This is a genomic window from Streptomyces sp. HNM0574, assembly GCF_012726235.1.
Lineage (GTDB): Bacteria > Actinomycetota > Actinomycetes > Streptomycetales > Streptomycetaceae > Streptomyces.
This window is the reverse complement of record NZ_JAASAH010000007.1, coordinates 205,330-219,865: the sequence shown is the minus strand read 5'-3', so window position 1 is coordinate 219,865 and position 14,536 is coordinate 205,330. Positions and strand designations below refer to the sequence as shown.

At 71.7% G+C, this 14,536-nt stretch carries 12 protein-coding genes; 7 read left to right on the top strand and 5 right to left on the bottom strand.

Translation table 11 applies throughout. The features are described 5' to 3' along the window. Nucleotides 1-43: 43 nt before the first annotated feature. Together HCC30_RS15245 and HCC30_RS15240 are read left to right on the top strand one after the other, a co-directional pair. On the top strand, nucleotides 44-541 hold the full coding sequence (locus HCC30_RS15245) for a phosphoribosyltransferase (protein ID WP_169443059.1): 498 nt from the start codon (nucleotides 44-46) through the stop codon (nucleotides 539-541). Between the two features lie 274 nt (nucleotides 542-815). After that, entirely contained in the window at nucleotides 816-2,360 is a 1,545-nt protein-coding gene (locus HCC30_RS15240; RefSeq protein ID WP_346776639.1) for a ricin-type beta-trefoil lectin domain protein, read from the top strand. A gap of 283 nt (nucleotides 2,361-2,643) precedes the next feature. Here the strand turns inward: HCC30_RS15240 and HCC30_RS15235 are convergent, their stop codons facing one another. From HCC30_RS15235 to HCC30_RS15220, 4 genes are all read right to left on the bottom strand, one after another. Next, on the bottom strand, nucleotides 2,644-3,675 hold the full coding sequence (locus tag HCC30_RS15235; RefSeq protein WP_169443057.1) for a Yip1 family protein: 1,032 nt from the start codon (nucleotides 3,673-3,675) through the stop codon (nucleotides 2,644-2,646). Nucleotides 3,676-4,332: 657 nt separating this feature from the next. After that, nucleotides 4,333-4,761 carry an ATP-binding protein gene (locus HCC30_RS15230; RefSeq protein WP_169443056.1) on the bottom strand — a complete coding sequence of 143 codons (429 nt, stop codon included), beginning with the start codon at nucleotides 4,759-4,761 and terminating at the stop codon, nucleotides 4,333-4,335. After that, nucleotides 4,755-5,705, bottom strand: coding sequence for an MEDS domain-containing protein (locus HCC30_RS15225; protein WP_169443055.1), 951 nt, complete (start codon nucleotides 5,703-5,705; stop codon nucleotides 4,755-4,757). Before HCC30_RS15225 ends, HCC30_RS15230 begins: the two co-directional genes overlap by 7 nt. A gap of 214 nt (nucleotides 5,706-5,919) precedes the next feature. Further along, nucleotides 5,920-8,217: a (Fe-S)-binding protein gene (locus HCC30_RS15220; RefSeq protein WP_169443054.1), complete on the bottom strand. Its 2,298-nt coding sequence runs from the start codon at nucleotides 8,215-8,217 to the stop codon at nucleotides 5,920-5,922. Nucleotides 8,218-8,638: 421 nt separating this feature from the next. Between HCC30_RS15220 and dnaK the strand changes: the two genes are divergently transcribed. The 5 genes from dnaK (at nucleotide 8,639) to HCC30_RS15195 (ending at nucleotide 13,953) form a co-directional block, all read left to right on the top strand. Next, nucleotides 8,639-10,510, top strand: a complete 1,872-nt coding sequence (dnaK, locus tag HCC30_RS15215; protein ID WP_169443053.1) for a molecular chaperone DnaK — start codon at nucleotides 8,639-8,641, stop codon at nucleotides 10,508-10,510. Continuing rightward, the gene (gene grpE, locus HCC30_RS15210) at nucleotides 10,507-11,211 is read left to right on the top strand and encodes a nucleotide exchange factor GrpE (RefSeq protein WP_169443052.1); all 705 of its coding nucleotides are present in this window, start codon (nucleotides 10,507-10,509) and stop codon (nucleotides 11,209-11,211) included. The genes dnaK and grpE overlap by 4 nt, the downstream gene beginning before the upstream one ends. 48 nt (nucleotides 11,212-11,259) lie before the next feature. Beyond that, nucleotides 11,260-12,459: a molecular chaperone DnaJ gene (gene dnaJ / locus HCC30_RS15205; RefSeq protein ID WP_169443051.1), complete on the top strand. Its 1,200-nt coding sequence runs from the start codon at nucleotides 11,260-11,262 to the stop codon at nucleotides 12,457-12,459. A gap of 1 nt (nucleotide 12,460) precedes the next feature. Then, a complete protein-coding gene (locus HCC30_RS15200; RefSeq protein ID WP_169443050.1) occupies nucleotides 12,461-12,904 on the top strand; it encodes a helix-turn-helix domain-containing protein in 444 nt (147 codons plus the stop codon). Nucleotides 12,905-13,125: 221 nt separating this feature from the next. Next, nucleotides 13,126-13,953, top strand: a complete 828-nt coding sequence (locus HCC30_RS15195; protein ID WP_169443049.1) for a trypsin-like peptidase domain-containing protein — start codon at nucleotides 13,126-13,128, stop codon at nucleotides 13,951-13,953. A gap of 32 nt (nucleotides 13,954-13,985) precedes the next feature. On the opposite strand, the gene HCC30_RS15190 is transcribed toward HCC30_RS15195, so the two are convergent. Then, a complete protein-coding gene (locus tag HCC30_RS15190; RefSeq protein ID WP_169443048.1) occupies nucleotides 13,986-14,444 on the bottom strand; it encodes a TIGR03618 family F420-dependent PPOX class oxidoreductase in 459 nt (152 codons plus the stop codon). Nucleotides 14,445-14,536: the final 92 nt, after the last annotated feature.

Here is a 14,536-nt window from a genome sequence, read left to right as displayed (position 1 = left end):
CGCGTGCGGCAGCACCCGAAGTGGCAGCGAGAGGCACAAGCACGTGAGTGACGAGCGCGAAAATCTGACGTACTCCCTGTTCGGCGAGGCGATCCGGGAGCTGGCGCAGACCGTCGCCGACGACGGGTTCGAGCCGGACATCATCCTGTCCATCGCGCGCGGCGGCCTGTTCGTCGCCGGAGGGCTCGGCTACGCGCTGGACGTGAAGAACCTGCACGTGATGAACGTCGAGTTCTACACCGGCGTCGGCGAGACGCTCGCGATGCCGGTCATGCTGCCGCCGGTGCCGAACGTCGTCGACCTCAGCCAGAAGAAGGTCCTGGTCGCCGACGACGTCGCCGACACCGGCCGCACCCTCAAGCTCGTCCACGACTACTGCGCCGAGCACGTCGCCGACGTCCGCAGCGCGGTGATCTACGAGAAGCCGCAGTCCCTGGTGAAGTGCGAGTACGTCTGGAAGCGCACCGAGCAGTGGATCAACTTCCCGTGGAGCGTGCAGCCTCCGGTCGTCCGCCGCGAGGGCCAGGTCCTCGACGCGTAGGACGTCCCCCTTCTTCCTCCGTGCCCCCGGCGACGCGCTCGCCGGGGGCACGGTCGTGTCTCAGCCGTGCGCGGCGAAAACGGCGTGAAAGCAGGGGGTGTTGGGGCGCGGTGTGTCTTCCCATCTTCCGTACGGGCGAGTAAGTACCGCTGGTAACCGGATGTGCCGACCGGAGGGAGACCACCTCATGGCACCAGAGCACGCGTCCCGAAGAGCCCCCAGCAGCACCGCCGTTCGCCGTCCACGCGGCGGCGGACCACGAACCCGGACCGGGGTGCGGCACCGGTCCGGGCTGCTCGCCGCCGCGCTCGCGCTGGCGCTCGGCGGCGCGGCCCTCGCGACGGGCCCCGCGGCCCAGGCGAGCCCCGCCGCGACGACGGGGGCCTCGCAGGAGCGCGGCCAACCGACGCCGCTCGCACCGGAGTTGGAGAAGGAGCGGGAGAGACAGGCGCGGGAGCTGTACGGGGACGGGGCGCAGCGCCCCGTGGAGGAGCGCCGCACCTCGCTGATCACACTCGGTGACAGCGAGATCTCCGGCGAGGGCGTCGGCACGTACGAACCGGGGACCGACGGGCCGGACAACTGGTGCCACAGGTCGCCGGACGCGGCCGTGCACCGCACCGGGATTCCCGTGCAGGAAACCTTCAACGTGGCCTGTTCGGGCGCCAATTCGGAGAACATCCGGATCGGCGGGACCCCCCAGTACGCGGACGAGCTGGTGCAGAGCGACAGCCTCGCCGTCACCGCGCGTAACACCCGGCTCAAGCAGGTCGTCCTGGTCGCAGGGGCCAACGACGACCTCCAGTTCGGGCCCGTGATGACGGACTGCGTGACCCGCTGGTTCCTGCGCAAGGGCGCCTGTCAGCCGGTGTACGAGCCGGGCTGGCAGCAGCGCGTCGACGGGCTGGTGCCGAAGGTGGAACGGACCGTTACGGACCTCAAGTCCGTGATGCGCGACGCCGGTTACGCCGACGGGGACTACCAGCTCGTCGTCATGAGCTACCCCAGCCCCATCGGCCCCGACATCGAGGACAACCCCGACTTCCCCGGCAAGCTCCCGGGCGGCTGCACCGGGTACACCAGCGACTCGGGGTGGGGCCGGAACACCGCCGTGCCCGCCTTCGAGAAGGGCGTACGCGCCGCCGCCGAGAACACCGGCGCCGACTACCTCGACGCCTCCCGGCTCTTCCACGGCCACGAGGTGTGCATGGAGGACGCCTGGGCGCGCGGCCTGTACGTCGAGCTGAGCAACCCCTTCCCGCCGGACGAGAACTCCGTCCGGCAGTCCTTCCACCCCAACGCGCGCGGCCACGCCGCCTTCGCGTCCTGCCTGACGCAGATGTACGAGACGGCGCGGAACGGCAGCGTCCGCGAGGCGTCCTGCGCCGACCCCTCGGGCCGGGGCGAGCCCCGGCTGTACCAGCTGGCCTGGGACGACGCCTTCGTACCGCTGCGCAGCTCCGGCACCGGCGAGTGCCTCGCGCCGGACGGCGGCAGCACCCGCGACGGCACCGCGGTGCGCGGCCAGGAGTGCGCGCCGGGCGAGCGCGCGCAGACCTGGTGGTACGACGAGGACACCAGGGCGCTGCGCACCGGGCTCACCCACGACCGCTGCCTCGACGTCCCCGAGGGCCGCGCCGAACCCGGCACCGAACTCGTCCTGTGGAACTGCTCGGCCGAGACCCAGCAGCGCTTCCTCCGCCAGGACGGCACGTTCCGGCCGGTGGCCGCCCCCGACCTCTGCCTCACCCTCGACACAACGGGCGCCCCGACCCGCCTCACCCCGTGCACGGACTCCCCGAACCAGCACTTCACGTGAGCGGGCGCGCCTCGGGGGCGCGGGGAACTGCGCGAACGGCCACGGCGTACGGGGTGGTCCGGTGACGGCATGGAGCACCCCGCGCCGGGGCTGAGGCGCTGCGCTTGCCAGCCCTGCGCCTATGGCGCAGACCTCCCAAGCGGGGTGAGCCCGCGATAAGGGGCGCGGGGAACTGCGCGAAACCCACGGCGCACCCCGCGCACAAAGGCGCACCCCGCACACAAAGGGGCCCGGCCGCGAAAACGCGGCCGGGCCCCTGCGCGTGACCGGATGCGGCGAAGCGCTACAGCGTCCCCAGCTTCATCAGCACCAGCAGCGCCAGCAGCTGAATCGCCGAGGCACCCAGCGCCTTCGGCCACGGCAGGTCGTGCGAGCGGCTCACCATCGAGGTGAACAGCGCACCGGCGATGACCCAGGTCACCCACCCCAGCACCTGCACCAGCGGCGCCGTGCCGCCGAGGAACATCGCGAACACCAGCCGCGGCGCGTCCGTCAGCGCCATGATCAGCATCGACAGGCCGACCGTCGGCTGCCAGCTGCCCGTCCCCCCGAACTGCCGCGCCAGCGTGTGCGTCACCGCGCCGAGCACCAGCCCGACGAGGACGACGGCGACGCCGGTCGTCAGGACGTACGGGATCGCGCTGCCCAGCGTCGCGTTGATGACCTCGTCGCGCGCCTCGTCGAGGCCGAAGACTGCGAGCAGGCCGTAGAGGAAGGTGACGATCAGCGCGGGACCCCAGACCGGGTAGTCCCGCATCTGGAAGAACGTGGGGTTGGGGCGGGTCACGATGCCGCGCAGCAGGTCCTTCCAGCCCAGGCGCGGCCCGGACGGGGGCGGCGGGGGCAGGTGGCCGCCGCCGTAGGTGCTGCCCTCGCCGTAGTCGCCGCCGTAGCCGCCGTCGAAGGCACCGCCGTCGTCCTCGCGGCCGTACGGCTCGGGGACCCGGAAGGCGGTGGTGTGACCCGGGGTGTTGGCGTGGGTGTCGTGCCCGGCGGGGCGCTGCGGTTCGCCGAAGTACTCGGGTTCGCCGTGGCCGCGGCCCGCGGCCGTCGGGCCGCCGCCGACGCGCGGCCAGCCGCTCTGGCCGCCGCCGTACGCGCCCTGGCCGACGCCGCCGGGGACGGTCGGCGCGTTGCTGCTCCCGGGCGCGGGCGCGCCGCCCCGCGGGCGCTGCCCGTACGCGGCGGGACCGCCGGGGCCCGGGGACGGTGCCGGACGCGAGGCGCCCGGGGACCGCTGGGGTCGCGGGGGGTACTGCTCCTGCTGTCGCGCGGCCCGGTCGTCCCGTCCGCGTCCGATCCTGAAACCAGCCACGACATCGAACGTACCGTGTCCCCGCGCCCCCGGCGTCGCTACGTCACCAACTGGTCATACATCGCAGCTGACCTGTGACATCCCCTAGGGGCGGGGGGCCGATGGCGGCGCGGGGAGGTGCGCCCCGCCAGGGGCGCGGGGAGGGCGCGCCCGAAGGGGCGCGGGGAACTGCGCGACCGGCCACGACGTACGGGGTGGTCCGGTGACGTCATGGAGCACCCCGCGCCGGGGCTGAGGCGCTGCGCTTGCCAGCCCTGCGCCTCGGCGCAGACCTCCCAAGCGGGGTGGGCCCGAGAAGCGCCGCAGGCACAGCGGGGCGGGCCCGCGAAAAAGGGGCGCGGGGAACTGCGCGAACGGCCACGGCGTACGGGTGGCCCGGCGACGGCATGGAGCACCCCGCGCCGGGGCGGGCCCGCGCTGCGCTTGCCAGCCCTGCGCCTCGGCGCAGACCTCCCAAGCGGGGTGGGCCCGAGAAGCGCCGCAGGCACAGCGGGGCGAGCCCGCGATAAGGGGCGCGGGGAACTGCGCGACCAGCCACGGCGTACGGGGCGGCCCGGCGACGGCATCGAGCACCCCGCGCCGGGGCGGCCCGGCGACGGCGATGCGCACCCCGCCCCGGGGCGGCCCACCGACGGCGATGCGCCCCCCCCGCCGGGGTCAGGCCCCCTCGCGGATGCGTACCGCCAGGGTGACGACCGCCCCGGGGGCCGGCTCGCCGCCGTCGAGGGCGGCCCCGCGTTCGACGGTGAGGCGGTCCGTGACGAGGCGGGCCAGCCACAGGCCGCGGCCCGAGCCGGCGCCGTCCACGCCGGGGGCCAGCTCGGGGATGACGTCCTCGGTGAAGCCGGGCCCGGAGTCCTCGATCCGGCACTCCAGCTCGCCGTCCCGCTGCCGCAGCAGCAGCCGGCCGCGGCCGCCCGCGTGCTCGACCGCGTTGGTCGCCACCGCGTCGACGGCGACGACGAACTCGCCCCTGCGCGGTTCCCCGAGGCCCGCCCAGGCCGCCCACTCCTCGACCTCCATCCGCACCCGGCGCAGGTCCCGGTCGGTGAAGTGCAGGCGGCAGAGGCGTTCGTTGCTCAGCATCCCGGTTCCTCCGCGACGTCGAGGTGCAGCGAGGGAACGGCGCCGGAACCGAGCCGTTCCAGCGTGCGGCCCTGGAAACGGGAGCAGCGCAGGGTGACGTCGACCCGGTCGGTCCGCGCCTGCGCGCACATCCGCAGCAGCTCGGCCGCGCAGCCGACGCCGAGGAAGGCGAGCGGGGTCAGGTCGACGGTCAGCCGCCCGCGTCCGGCGCCGGCGGCGCGGGCGAAGGCGGTGCGCAGCGCGTGCCCGAAGAGCGCCGCCGTGGCCGCGTCGGCCTCGCCCGCGACGCGGACGCCGTCCTCGCGGTGCGTCGCGCGCAGGGAGCCGGTGCGGCCGAGGAGTTCGCGGGGGTGCGCCTCGGCCATCGCGTCGAGGACGTCGGCGGGGAAGGCCCGCTCGTCGTAGGCGCAGACCTCGGAGTAGGCGCCCGGCGTGAACAGGTGGCCCGACTCGCGTTCGCGGCGCATGACCGTCTCCAGATCGGCGCCGAACTCGGCGACCCAGGCCATGTCGATGTACGCGCGCACCGCCGGGTACCCGTCCTCGGCGGCCCGCTCCAGGACGCGGCCCAGCTGCCGCCACTGCCGCTCGGGGGTGAACTCCCCGCCGGACGGGATGAATTGGCGCATGCTGCCGAAGGCGAGCTGCCCGCGCCGCCAGGCCGTCTCGACGGCGGGCGTGTGCGCGTCCATCCGGGCCAGCAGCTCGGGTCCGGCGAGCCGGGCGAGTCCGGGCAGCAGCAGGACGAGGACCTTCTCCCCGGCGAGCAGTCCCTGCCGGACGAAGGCGCCGAGCACGTCCCACTGTCCTTCGTCGTCGGCGTAGGCCGCGAAGGCGTGGTCCCCGGGGCGTAACCGCTGGACGGGAATGGTGCGGGCCCAGGTGACGGCGTCGCCCGCCTCCCGTCCCGTGCGGGGTGTGGCCGCCCCACCGCAGTCGGACACCTGCGCTCGCCTCCTGCCGCCGTGCGCGGTCTGCTCCGGCGTGCGCTGACCTGGCGCCGCCGCTGGTCAGGAGGCTAGAGGGCGGGCGGTGCGGTGGGTATCCCTCATCGCGGATTGACCTGAGTGATGCGGTAACTGACCACAAACGAACGGAGCTTGTCGTGCGGTGACACGACAAGCTCCGTTCACGTGACCGGCGCGGCGGGTTCCGCCGCTACTTCGCGGGCTCCGGCTCCGGGTCGGGCTCGGGGGCGTCCTCGGCCTCGGCCTCACCGGCCGGCGGCTCGTCGGGCGTCCTGACGGAGTCCAGCAGCAGCTGGGCGACGTCGACGACCTGGAGGTCCTCCTTGGCCTTCCCGTCGTTCTTCTTGCCGTTGACCGAGTCGGTCAGCATGACGAGGCAGAACGGGCAGGCGGTGGAGACGATGTCCGGGTTCACGGAGAGGGCCTCGTCGACGCGCTCGTTGTTGATGCGCTTGCCGATCCGCTCCTCCATCCACATCCGGGCGCCGCCGGCGCCGCAGCAGAAGCCGCGCTCCTTGTGCCGGTGCATCTCCTCGTTCCGCAGGCCCGGAACCTTGCCGATGATCTCGCGCGGGGGCGTGTAGACCTTGTTGTGCCGGCCCAGGTAGCAGGGGTCGTGGTACGTGATCAGACCGTCGACCGGGGTGACGGGCACGAGCTTGCCCTCGTCGATGAGGTGCTGGAGCAGCTGGGTGTGGTGGATGACCTCGTAGTGGCCGCCCAGCTGCGGGTACTCGTTGGCGAGGGTGTTGAAGCAGTGCGGGCAGGTCGCCACGATCTTCTTCGCGGACGCCGGCTTCTTCGTCGACTCGTCCTCGTCGTCCTCGCCGAAGGCCGCGTTCAGCGTCCCGACGTTCTCCTCGCCCAGCTGCTGGAAGAGGAACTCGTTGCCGAGGCGGCGGGCCGAGTCACCGGTGCACTTCTCGTCGCCGCCCATGATCGCGAACTTGACGCCCGCGATGTTCAGCAGCTCGGCGAAGGCCTTGGTGGTCTTCTTCGCCCGGTCCTCCAGCGCGCCCGCGCAGCCGACCCAGTACAGGTACTCGACCTCGGTGAGGTCCTCGATCGTCTTGCCGACGACCGGCACCTCGAAGTCGAGCTCCTTGGTCCACTCCAGCCGCTGCTTCTTGGCCAGACCCCAGGGGTTGCCCTTCTTCTCCAGGTTCTTGAGCATCGTCCCCGCCTCGGACGGGAACGCGGACTCGATCATCACCTGGTAGCGGCGCATGTCGACGATGTGGTCGACGTGCTCGATGTCGACGGGGCACTGCTCGACGCAGGCGCCGCAGGTGGTGCAGGACCACAGTACGTCCGGGTCGATGACGCCGTTCTCCTCGGCGGTGCCGATCAGCGGGCGCTCGGCCTCGTCCAGCGCGGCCTGCGGAACGTCCTTGAGCTGGTCGGCGGTCGCCTTCTCCTCGCCCTCCATGGTCTTGCCGCCACCGGCGAGGAGGTACGGGGCCTTGGCGTGCGCGTGGTCGCGCAGCGACATGATCAGCAGCTTCGGCGAGAGCGGCTTGCCGGTGTTCCAGGCGGGGCACTGCGACTGGCAGCGGCCGCACTCGGTGCAGGTGGAGAAGTCGAGGATGCCCTTCCAGGAGAAGTCCTCGACCTGCGAGACACCGAAGCGGACTTCTTCCTCGTTGTCGTCGTCGAGCGCCGTCTCGAAGTCGATCTCCTTGCCGCCGGAGACCATCGGCTTCAGCTCACCCAGCGCGGTCCCGCCCTTGGCGTCCCGCTTGAACCAGATGTTCGGGAAGGCGAGGAACCGGTGCCAGGCCACACCCATGTTGGTGTTCATGCCGACGGTGATCATCCAGATCATCGTCGTGCCGAGCTTCACCATCGCCCAGAAGTAGACGAGCGTCTGAAGGGTGCTCACCTCGAGCCCGCTGAAGGCGGCGACCAGCGGGTACGAGAGGAAGTACGCGGGCTCGTAGGAGTCCACGTGGTGCAGCGCGCCCTCCAGGCCGCGGAGCATCAGGATGGCGAGGCCGATGGTGAAGATGACCCACTCGACGAAGTACGCCTGACCGGCCTTCGAGCCGGTGAAGCGGGACTTGCGCCCGGCGCGCGAGGGCAGGTTGAGCTGCCGGATCACCATCAGCGCCGCGATGCCGACCGTCGTCATGACACCGATGAAGTCGATGTACATCTCGTACGGCAGGAAGCCGCCGATGACCGGCAGCGTCCAGTCGGCCTGGAAGAGCTGGCCGTAGGCGTTGATGATGGTCGGCGGCAGCGTCAGGAAGCCGATCGCGACGAACCAGTGGGCCACGCCGACGACGGCCCAGCGGTTCATCCGCGTGTGACCGAGGAACTCCTTGATCAGCGTCGCGGTGCGCTGCTTCGGATCGTCGGTGCGCGAGCCCGCGGGGATCGGCTGGCCGAGCTTCACGAAGCGGTAGATCTGCGCGATGGCGCGAGCGAAAAGCGCAACGCCGGCCGCGGTGAGCACCAGCGTGACGACGATCGCGGCGAGTTGCATAACGGCTCCTCGAACCTGCGGGGCAGCTTGCTGTCGGGGGTACGCGCCGCCGAGCGCGACGCCCTTTACTAAGCGGTAACTTATCCAGTCTGTCTGAGACTACCCACTGCGCGCGGCCCTCTGTAGCCGACGCGGGGGTGATGTGTGTCGCCCAGGTGACCCTCAGTTCACCGGGTCGGGTACCCGGGTTCCGTGCCGCCCTCCGCCGCGCCTTCGTCGTCCGCCGCCCCGCCGCCGTCGGGACCGTTCCGCTTCCTGTGTGCCGTCCCCTGTCGTACCGCTGTGACCTGCGGAAATAACGGGCTGCGCATAAAGTCGGCATAAGAGTTGAGTGGGATAGACTCAACCGTATTGACGCCTCCGGGTTCCTCGTGCACTCTTGAGTCAGCTTCACTCAAGACATCAGCTGGAGGAACACGAAATGGCACGTGCGGTCGGCATCGACCTGGGTACGACGAACTCCGTCGTCAGTGTTCTCGAGGGCGGTGAGTCCACCGTCATCACCAATGCCGAGGGCGCCAGGACCACGCCGTCCGTCGTCGCCTTCGCCAAGAACGGCGAGGTTCTGGTCGGTGAGGTGGCCAAGCGCCAGGCCGTCACCAACGTCGACCGGACGGTGCGCTCGGTCAAGCGCCACATGGGCACCGACTGGAAGATCGACCTGGACGGCAAGGACTTCAACCCGCAGCAGATGAGCGCCTTCATCCTGCAGAAGCTGAAGCGGGACGCCGAGGCCTACCTGGGCGAGAAGGTCGAGGACGCGGTCGTCACCGTGCCCGCGTACTTCAACGACGCGGAGCGCCAGGCCACCAAGGAGGCCGGTGAGATCGCGGGCCTCAACGTCCTGCGCATCGTCAACGAGCCCACCGCCGCCGCCCTGGCCTACGGCCTGGAGAAGGAAGACCAGACGATCCTGGTCTTCGACCTCGGTGGCGGTACGTTCGACGTCTCGCTGCTGGAGATCGGCGACGGCGTCGTCGAGGTGAAGGCCACCAACGGTGACAACCACCTCGGTGGTGACGACTGGGACCAGCGCATCGTCGACCACCTGGTCAAGCAGTTCCAGAACTCCAACGGCGTCGACCTGTCCAAGGACAAGATGGCGCTCCAGCGGCTCCGCGAGGCCGCCGAGAAGGCGAAGATCGAGCTCTCCAGCTCCACCGAGACCACGATCAACCTGCCCTACATCACGGCCTCCGCCGAGGGCCCGCTGCACCTGGACGAGAAGCTGACGCGCGCTCAGTTCCAGCAGCTGTCCCAGGACCTGCTGGACCGCTGCAAGGTGCCGTTCCACAACGTCATCAAGGACGCCGGCATCCAGCTGTCCGACATCGACCACGTGGTCCTCGTCGGCGGTTCGACGCGTATGCCCGCCGTCGCCGACATGGTCAAGGAGCTGACCGGCGGCAAGGACGCCAACAAGGGCGTCAACCCGGACGAGGTCGTCGCCATCGGCGCCACCCTCCAGGCCGGCGTGCTCAAGGGCGAGGTCAAGGACGTCCTGCTGCTGGACGTCACCCCGCTGTCCCTCGGTATCGAGACCAAGGGCGGCATCATGACCAAGCTCATCGAGCGCAACACCACGATTCCGACGAAGCGTTCGGAGACCTTCACCACGGCCGAGGACAACCAGCCGTCGGTGCAGATCCAGGTCTTCCAGGGCGAGCGCGAGATCGCGGCGTACAACAAGAAGCTCGGCATGTTCGAGCTGACCGGTCTGCCCCCGGCCCCGCGGAACGTCCCGCAGATCGAGGTCACCTTCGACATCGACGCGAACGGCATCATGCACGTGTCGGCGAAGGACCTCGGCACGGGCAAGGAGCAGAAGATGCAGGTCACCGGCGGGTCCAGCCTGCCGAAGGACGACATCGAGCGCATGATGCGCGAGGCCGAGCAGTACGCGGACGAGGACGCCAAGCGCCGCGAGTCCGCCGAGACGCGGAACCAGGCCGAGCAGCTCGTCTACACGACCGAGAACTTCCTCAAGGAGAACGAGGAGAAGGTCCCGGCCGAGGTCAAGACCGAGGTCGAGACGGCCGTCTCCGACCTGAAGGAGAAGCTCAAGGGCGAGGACACCGCGGCCATCCGCGAGGCCAGCGAGAAGGTCGCCGCCACCAGCCAGAAGCTGGGCCAGGCCATGTACGCCGACGCCCAGGCCGCGCAGGGTGCCGAGGGCCAGGCCGCCGGTGCCGACGCCGGTGACGCCAAGGCCGACGCCAAGGACGCCGACGACGACGTCGTCGACGCCGAGATCGTCGACGACGAGCAGAAGCCCAAGGGTGGTGCCGCGTGACGGAGGAGACCCCGGGCTTCGACAAGGAGCCTGACGTCCCCGCCGAAGCCGGTGCAGACGCCACATCGTCCGACGACGCTGCGGCGAAGGCCGCCGGGTCCGCTTCCGCCGAAGAGGCGGGCGGCCCGGCGGCCCCGGCCGGGGACGCGAGCGAGTCCGCCGAGGCGGACGTGGACACGGACGCTTCGCTGATCGCGCAGCTGGACCAGGCCCGCACGGCGCTCTCCGAGCGCACGCAGGACGTCCAGCGGCTCCAGGCGGAGTTCCAGAACTACCGTCGCCGGGTGGACCGGGACCGCGTGGCCGTGAAGGAGGTCGCCGTCGCGAACCTCCTGACGGACCTGCTGCCCGTGCTCGACGACATCGGCCGGGCACGGGACCACGGCGAACTGGTCGGCGGCTTCAAGTCGGTGGCCGAGTCGCTGGAGACGGTCGTGGCCAAGATGGGCCTGATGCAGTTCGGCAAGGAGGGCGAGCCCTTCGACCCGAACGTCCACGAGGCCCTGATGCACTCGTACTCACCGGACGTCACCGAGACGACGTGCGTGCAGATCCTCCAGCCCGGGTACCGGGTGGGCGAGCGCACCATTCGCCCCGCGCGGGTCGGCGTCGCCGAGCCCCAGCCCGGCGCCCAGCCCGGCGGTTCGTCCTCGGACGAGTCCGCGGAGGAAGAGGACGCCAGTGGCCCGGACAAGGGCTGACGGTCAGGGAGCGGCAGAGATCGACGAGCGGGAGGAGGGACACCGGGGATGAGTACGAAGGACTTCATCGAGAAGGACTACTACAAGGTTCTCGGTGTCCCGAAGGACGCCACCGAAGCCGAGATCAAGAAGGCGTACCGGAAGCTCGCGCGCGAGAACCATCCGGACGCCAACAAGGGTGATCCGAAGGCCGAGGAGCGCTTCAAGGACGCCTCCGAGGCGTACGACGTCCTCGGGGACGCCAAGCGCCGCAAGGAGTACGACGAGGCGCGCACCCTCTTCGGCAGCGGGTACCGGCCCGGTGGCCCCGGCGGTCCCGGCGGCCCCGGCGGCTTCAACTTCGACCTGGGCGACCTCTTCGGGGGCGCCCCGGGCGGAGGCCAGCCGGGCGGTGCCGGCGGCGCCGGCGGCTTCGGCGGCGGCGGGCTCGGCGACGTCTTCGGCGGCCTGTTCAACCGCGGCGGTGCGGGCACCCGTACGCAGCCGCGGCGCGGCCAGGACGTCGAGTCCGAGGTGACGCTCAGCTTCACCGAGGCCGTGGACGGGGCGACGGTCCCGCTGCGGATGTCCTCCTCCGCCGCCTGCAAGGTGTGCGCGGGGACGGGCGACAAGAACGGCACCCCGCGCGTCTGCCCCACCTGCGTCGGCACCGGTCAGGTGTCGCGCGGCGGGGGCGGCGGCTTCTCCCTGACCGACCCCTGCGTGGACTGCAAGGGCCGCGGCCTGATCGCCGAGGACCCCTGCGACACCTGCAAGGGCTCGGGCCGGGCGACGAGTTCGCGCACCATGCAGGTCCGCATTCCCGCCGGGGTGACCGACGGGCAGCGGATCCGGCTGCGCGGCAAGGGCGCCCCGGGCGAGCGCGGCGGGCCGAACGGCGATCTCTTCGTCGTGGTGCACGTCGACGCGCACCCGGTCTTCGGCCGCAAGGGCGACAACCTCACCGTCACCGTACCCGTCACCTTCCCGGAGGCGGCGCTCGGCGGCGAGGTGACGGTCCCGACGCTCGGCGGTCCGCCCGTCACGCTGAAGCTTCCGCCGGGCACCCCGAGCGGGCGTACGATGCGGGCGCGCGGCAAGGGAGCGGCCCGGAAGGACGGGACGCGGGGCGATCTGCTGGTCACCATCGAGGTCGCCGTGCCGGGCGAGCTGAGCGACAAGGCGCGGGACACCCTGGAGTCCTACCGCGACGCCACCGCGGGCGAGGACCCGAGGGCGGCGTTGTTCAAGGCCGCGAAGGGAGACTGAAGTGGACGGCCGAGGGCGAAGGAATCCGTACGAGCTGACCGAGGAAACCCCGGTCTACGTCATCTCGGTCGCCGCTCAGCTCTCCGGTCTGCACCCGCAGACCCTGCGTCAGTACGACCGGCTGGGCCTGGTCTCCCCGGACCGTACGGCCGGGCGCGGGCGCAGGTACTCGGCCCGGGACATCGAACTCCTGCGGGAGGTCCAGCGGCTGAGCCAGGACGAGGGCATCAACCTCGCGGGCATCAAGCGCATCATCGAACTGGAGAACCAGGTCGCCGCGCTTCAGGCCCGCGCCGCCGAACTCCAGCAGGCGGTTGAGGGCGCCGCGGCCGCCATGCAGCAGCGGGAGGCCCAGGTGCACGCCTCCTACCGGCGGGATCTCGTCCCGTACGAGGACGTGCACCCGTCGAACGCGCTGGTGGTCTGGCGTCCCCGCCGCAGGTGACGCGTCAGAACGCCGAGGAGGCCCGGGCACATCGTGCCCGGGCCTCTTTCGTGTGCGGCGCGGGCTCAACTGCCGTGCGGGGCAGGGGTGTTGCGGGGGCCGTGCGCCCGGGTGCGACCCCGTGCGCGGGGCGCCCGGCGCCCGGTGCCGCTTCCTGCCGCCCGACACGGACGGGTGAACGCGGTTAGGTGCCCGGTGATGCCGGGGCGGAGCGTTGGGGCATGAAGACGATACGCGCGGCAGGCGCCGCTTTCGTACTCACCGCGACGACCGCGACAGCCCTCGGCGTACTCGGCGCGACCCCCGCCTCCTCCGCCGCTCCCGATCCGGCGGGCGCCACCTGGCCGGACCGTACGGTCGGGACCGTCGGCAAGCTCGTCGCCGAGTTCCCCGGCGGAGGGATGGAGTCCTGCTCGGGCTCGGTCGTCGACTCGGCCAACGGCAGTGTCGTCGCCACGGCGGCGCACTGCATCGAGAACCCGGAGCGTGGAAAGCCGCCGCGCGCGGTCTACTTCGTGCCCGGCTACGACCGCGGCGGTGGCCCCGAGGCCGTCGTCGACAAGGGCTGGCGCACCACGACCTGGGAGACGGCGCCGGGCTGGGACGTCTCCAAGCCGGTCGACGAGATCCTGCCGCACGACTGGGCGTTCCTCCGCTTCCCGGAACGGAACGGGAAGACGCTCGCCGAGAAGCACGGCTCCAACGCGCTGCGCTTCGGCCCCGTCGGCGGCGGCCCGACCCTCTCCCTCGGCTACCCGGCCGTCTCGCCGTACGACGGGGAGACGCTCAAGTACTGCCGCGGCAAGGCCCGCGCGCACGGGCCGGACGCCCGGCCCTCGGTGAACGCCGGCGCGCTCACCCTCCGGCCGTGCCGCCTGACGCAGGGCGTCAGCGGCGGCCCCTGGCTGCGGGACTACGACGCGTCCCGGCAGTCCGGCACGCTCGTCGGCGTCACCTCGCTGGGCGGCGAGAACGAACTGCTCGGCCGCCCCTTCCCGGAGGCGGCCGAGCGGGTCCACGCGCGGATGGCCGGTACGGCGCCGCGCTGAGCCGCGGCGGTACCGGATGGGCCGGTTCCCCGTCAGGCGGGGGTCCGGCCCATCGTGCGGTCGACGGTGATCTCGACGAGGACGCGTTCCGGGTTGGGGCGCGGCTCGCGGCTGTACCGCTCGGCGAACCGCCGTTCGGCGTCCCGTACCGCGGGCGCGTCCTCGCGGATGCGCGCGACCCCCTCCAGCGTGGCCCAGCGTCCCCGGTCCACCTGGCAGAGCGCGACGCGCAGCCCCTCCTCGCCCCGCGCCGCGATGTTGCGGACCTTCTGGCTGCCCCGGCTCGCCACCACGCGGGCCGTGCCGCCTGCCGTGGGGTCGGCCTCGTCGGCGGGCTCGTAGGTGACGCTGACGGGCACCACGTGCGGGGTGCCGTTGCGGCGGACGGTGGTGAGGGTGGCGTAGTGCGCCTCGCGCCAGAAGGCGAGGAAGGCGGCGGGGTCGAGGGGGCGGGCGGCCGGTGTCGAAGGCGTCGGTGTCGTCGGAGTCATGGGAACGAATCTAGTCACCGGAGAGTTGAGTGGAATAGACTCAACTAGCTGGATGCTGTACCTGGCAACGGGGATGAACCCGCAGGGCAGCC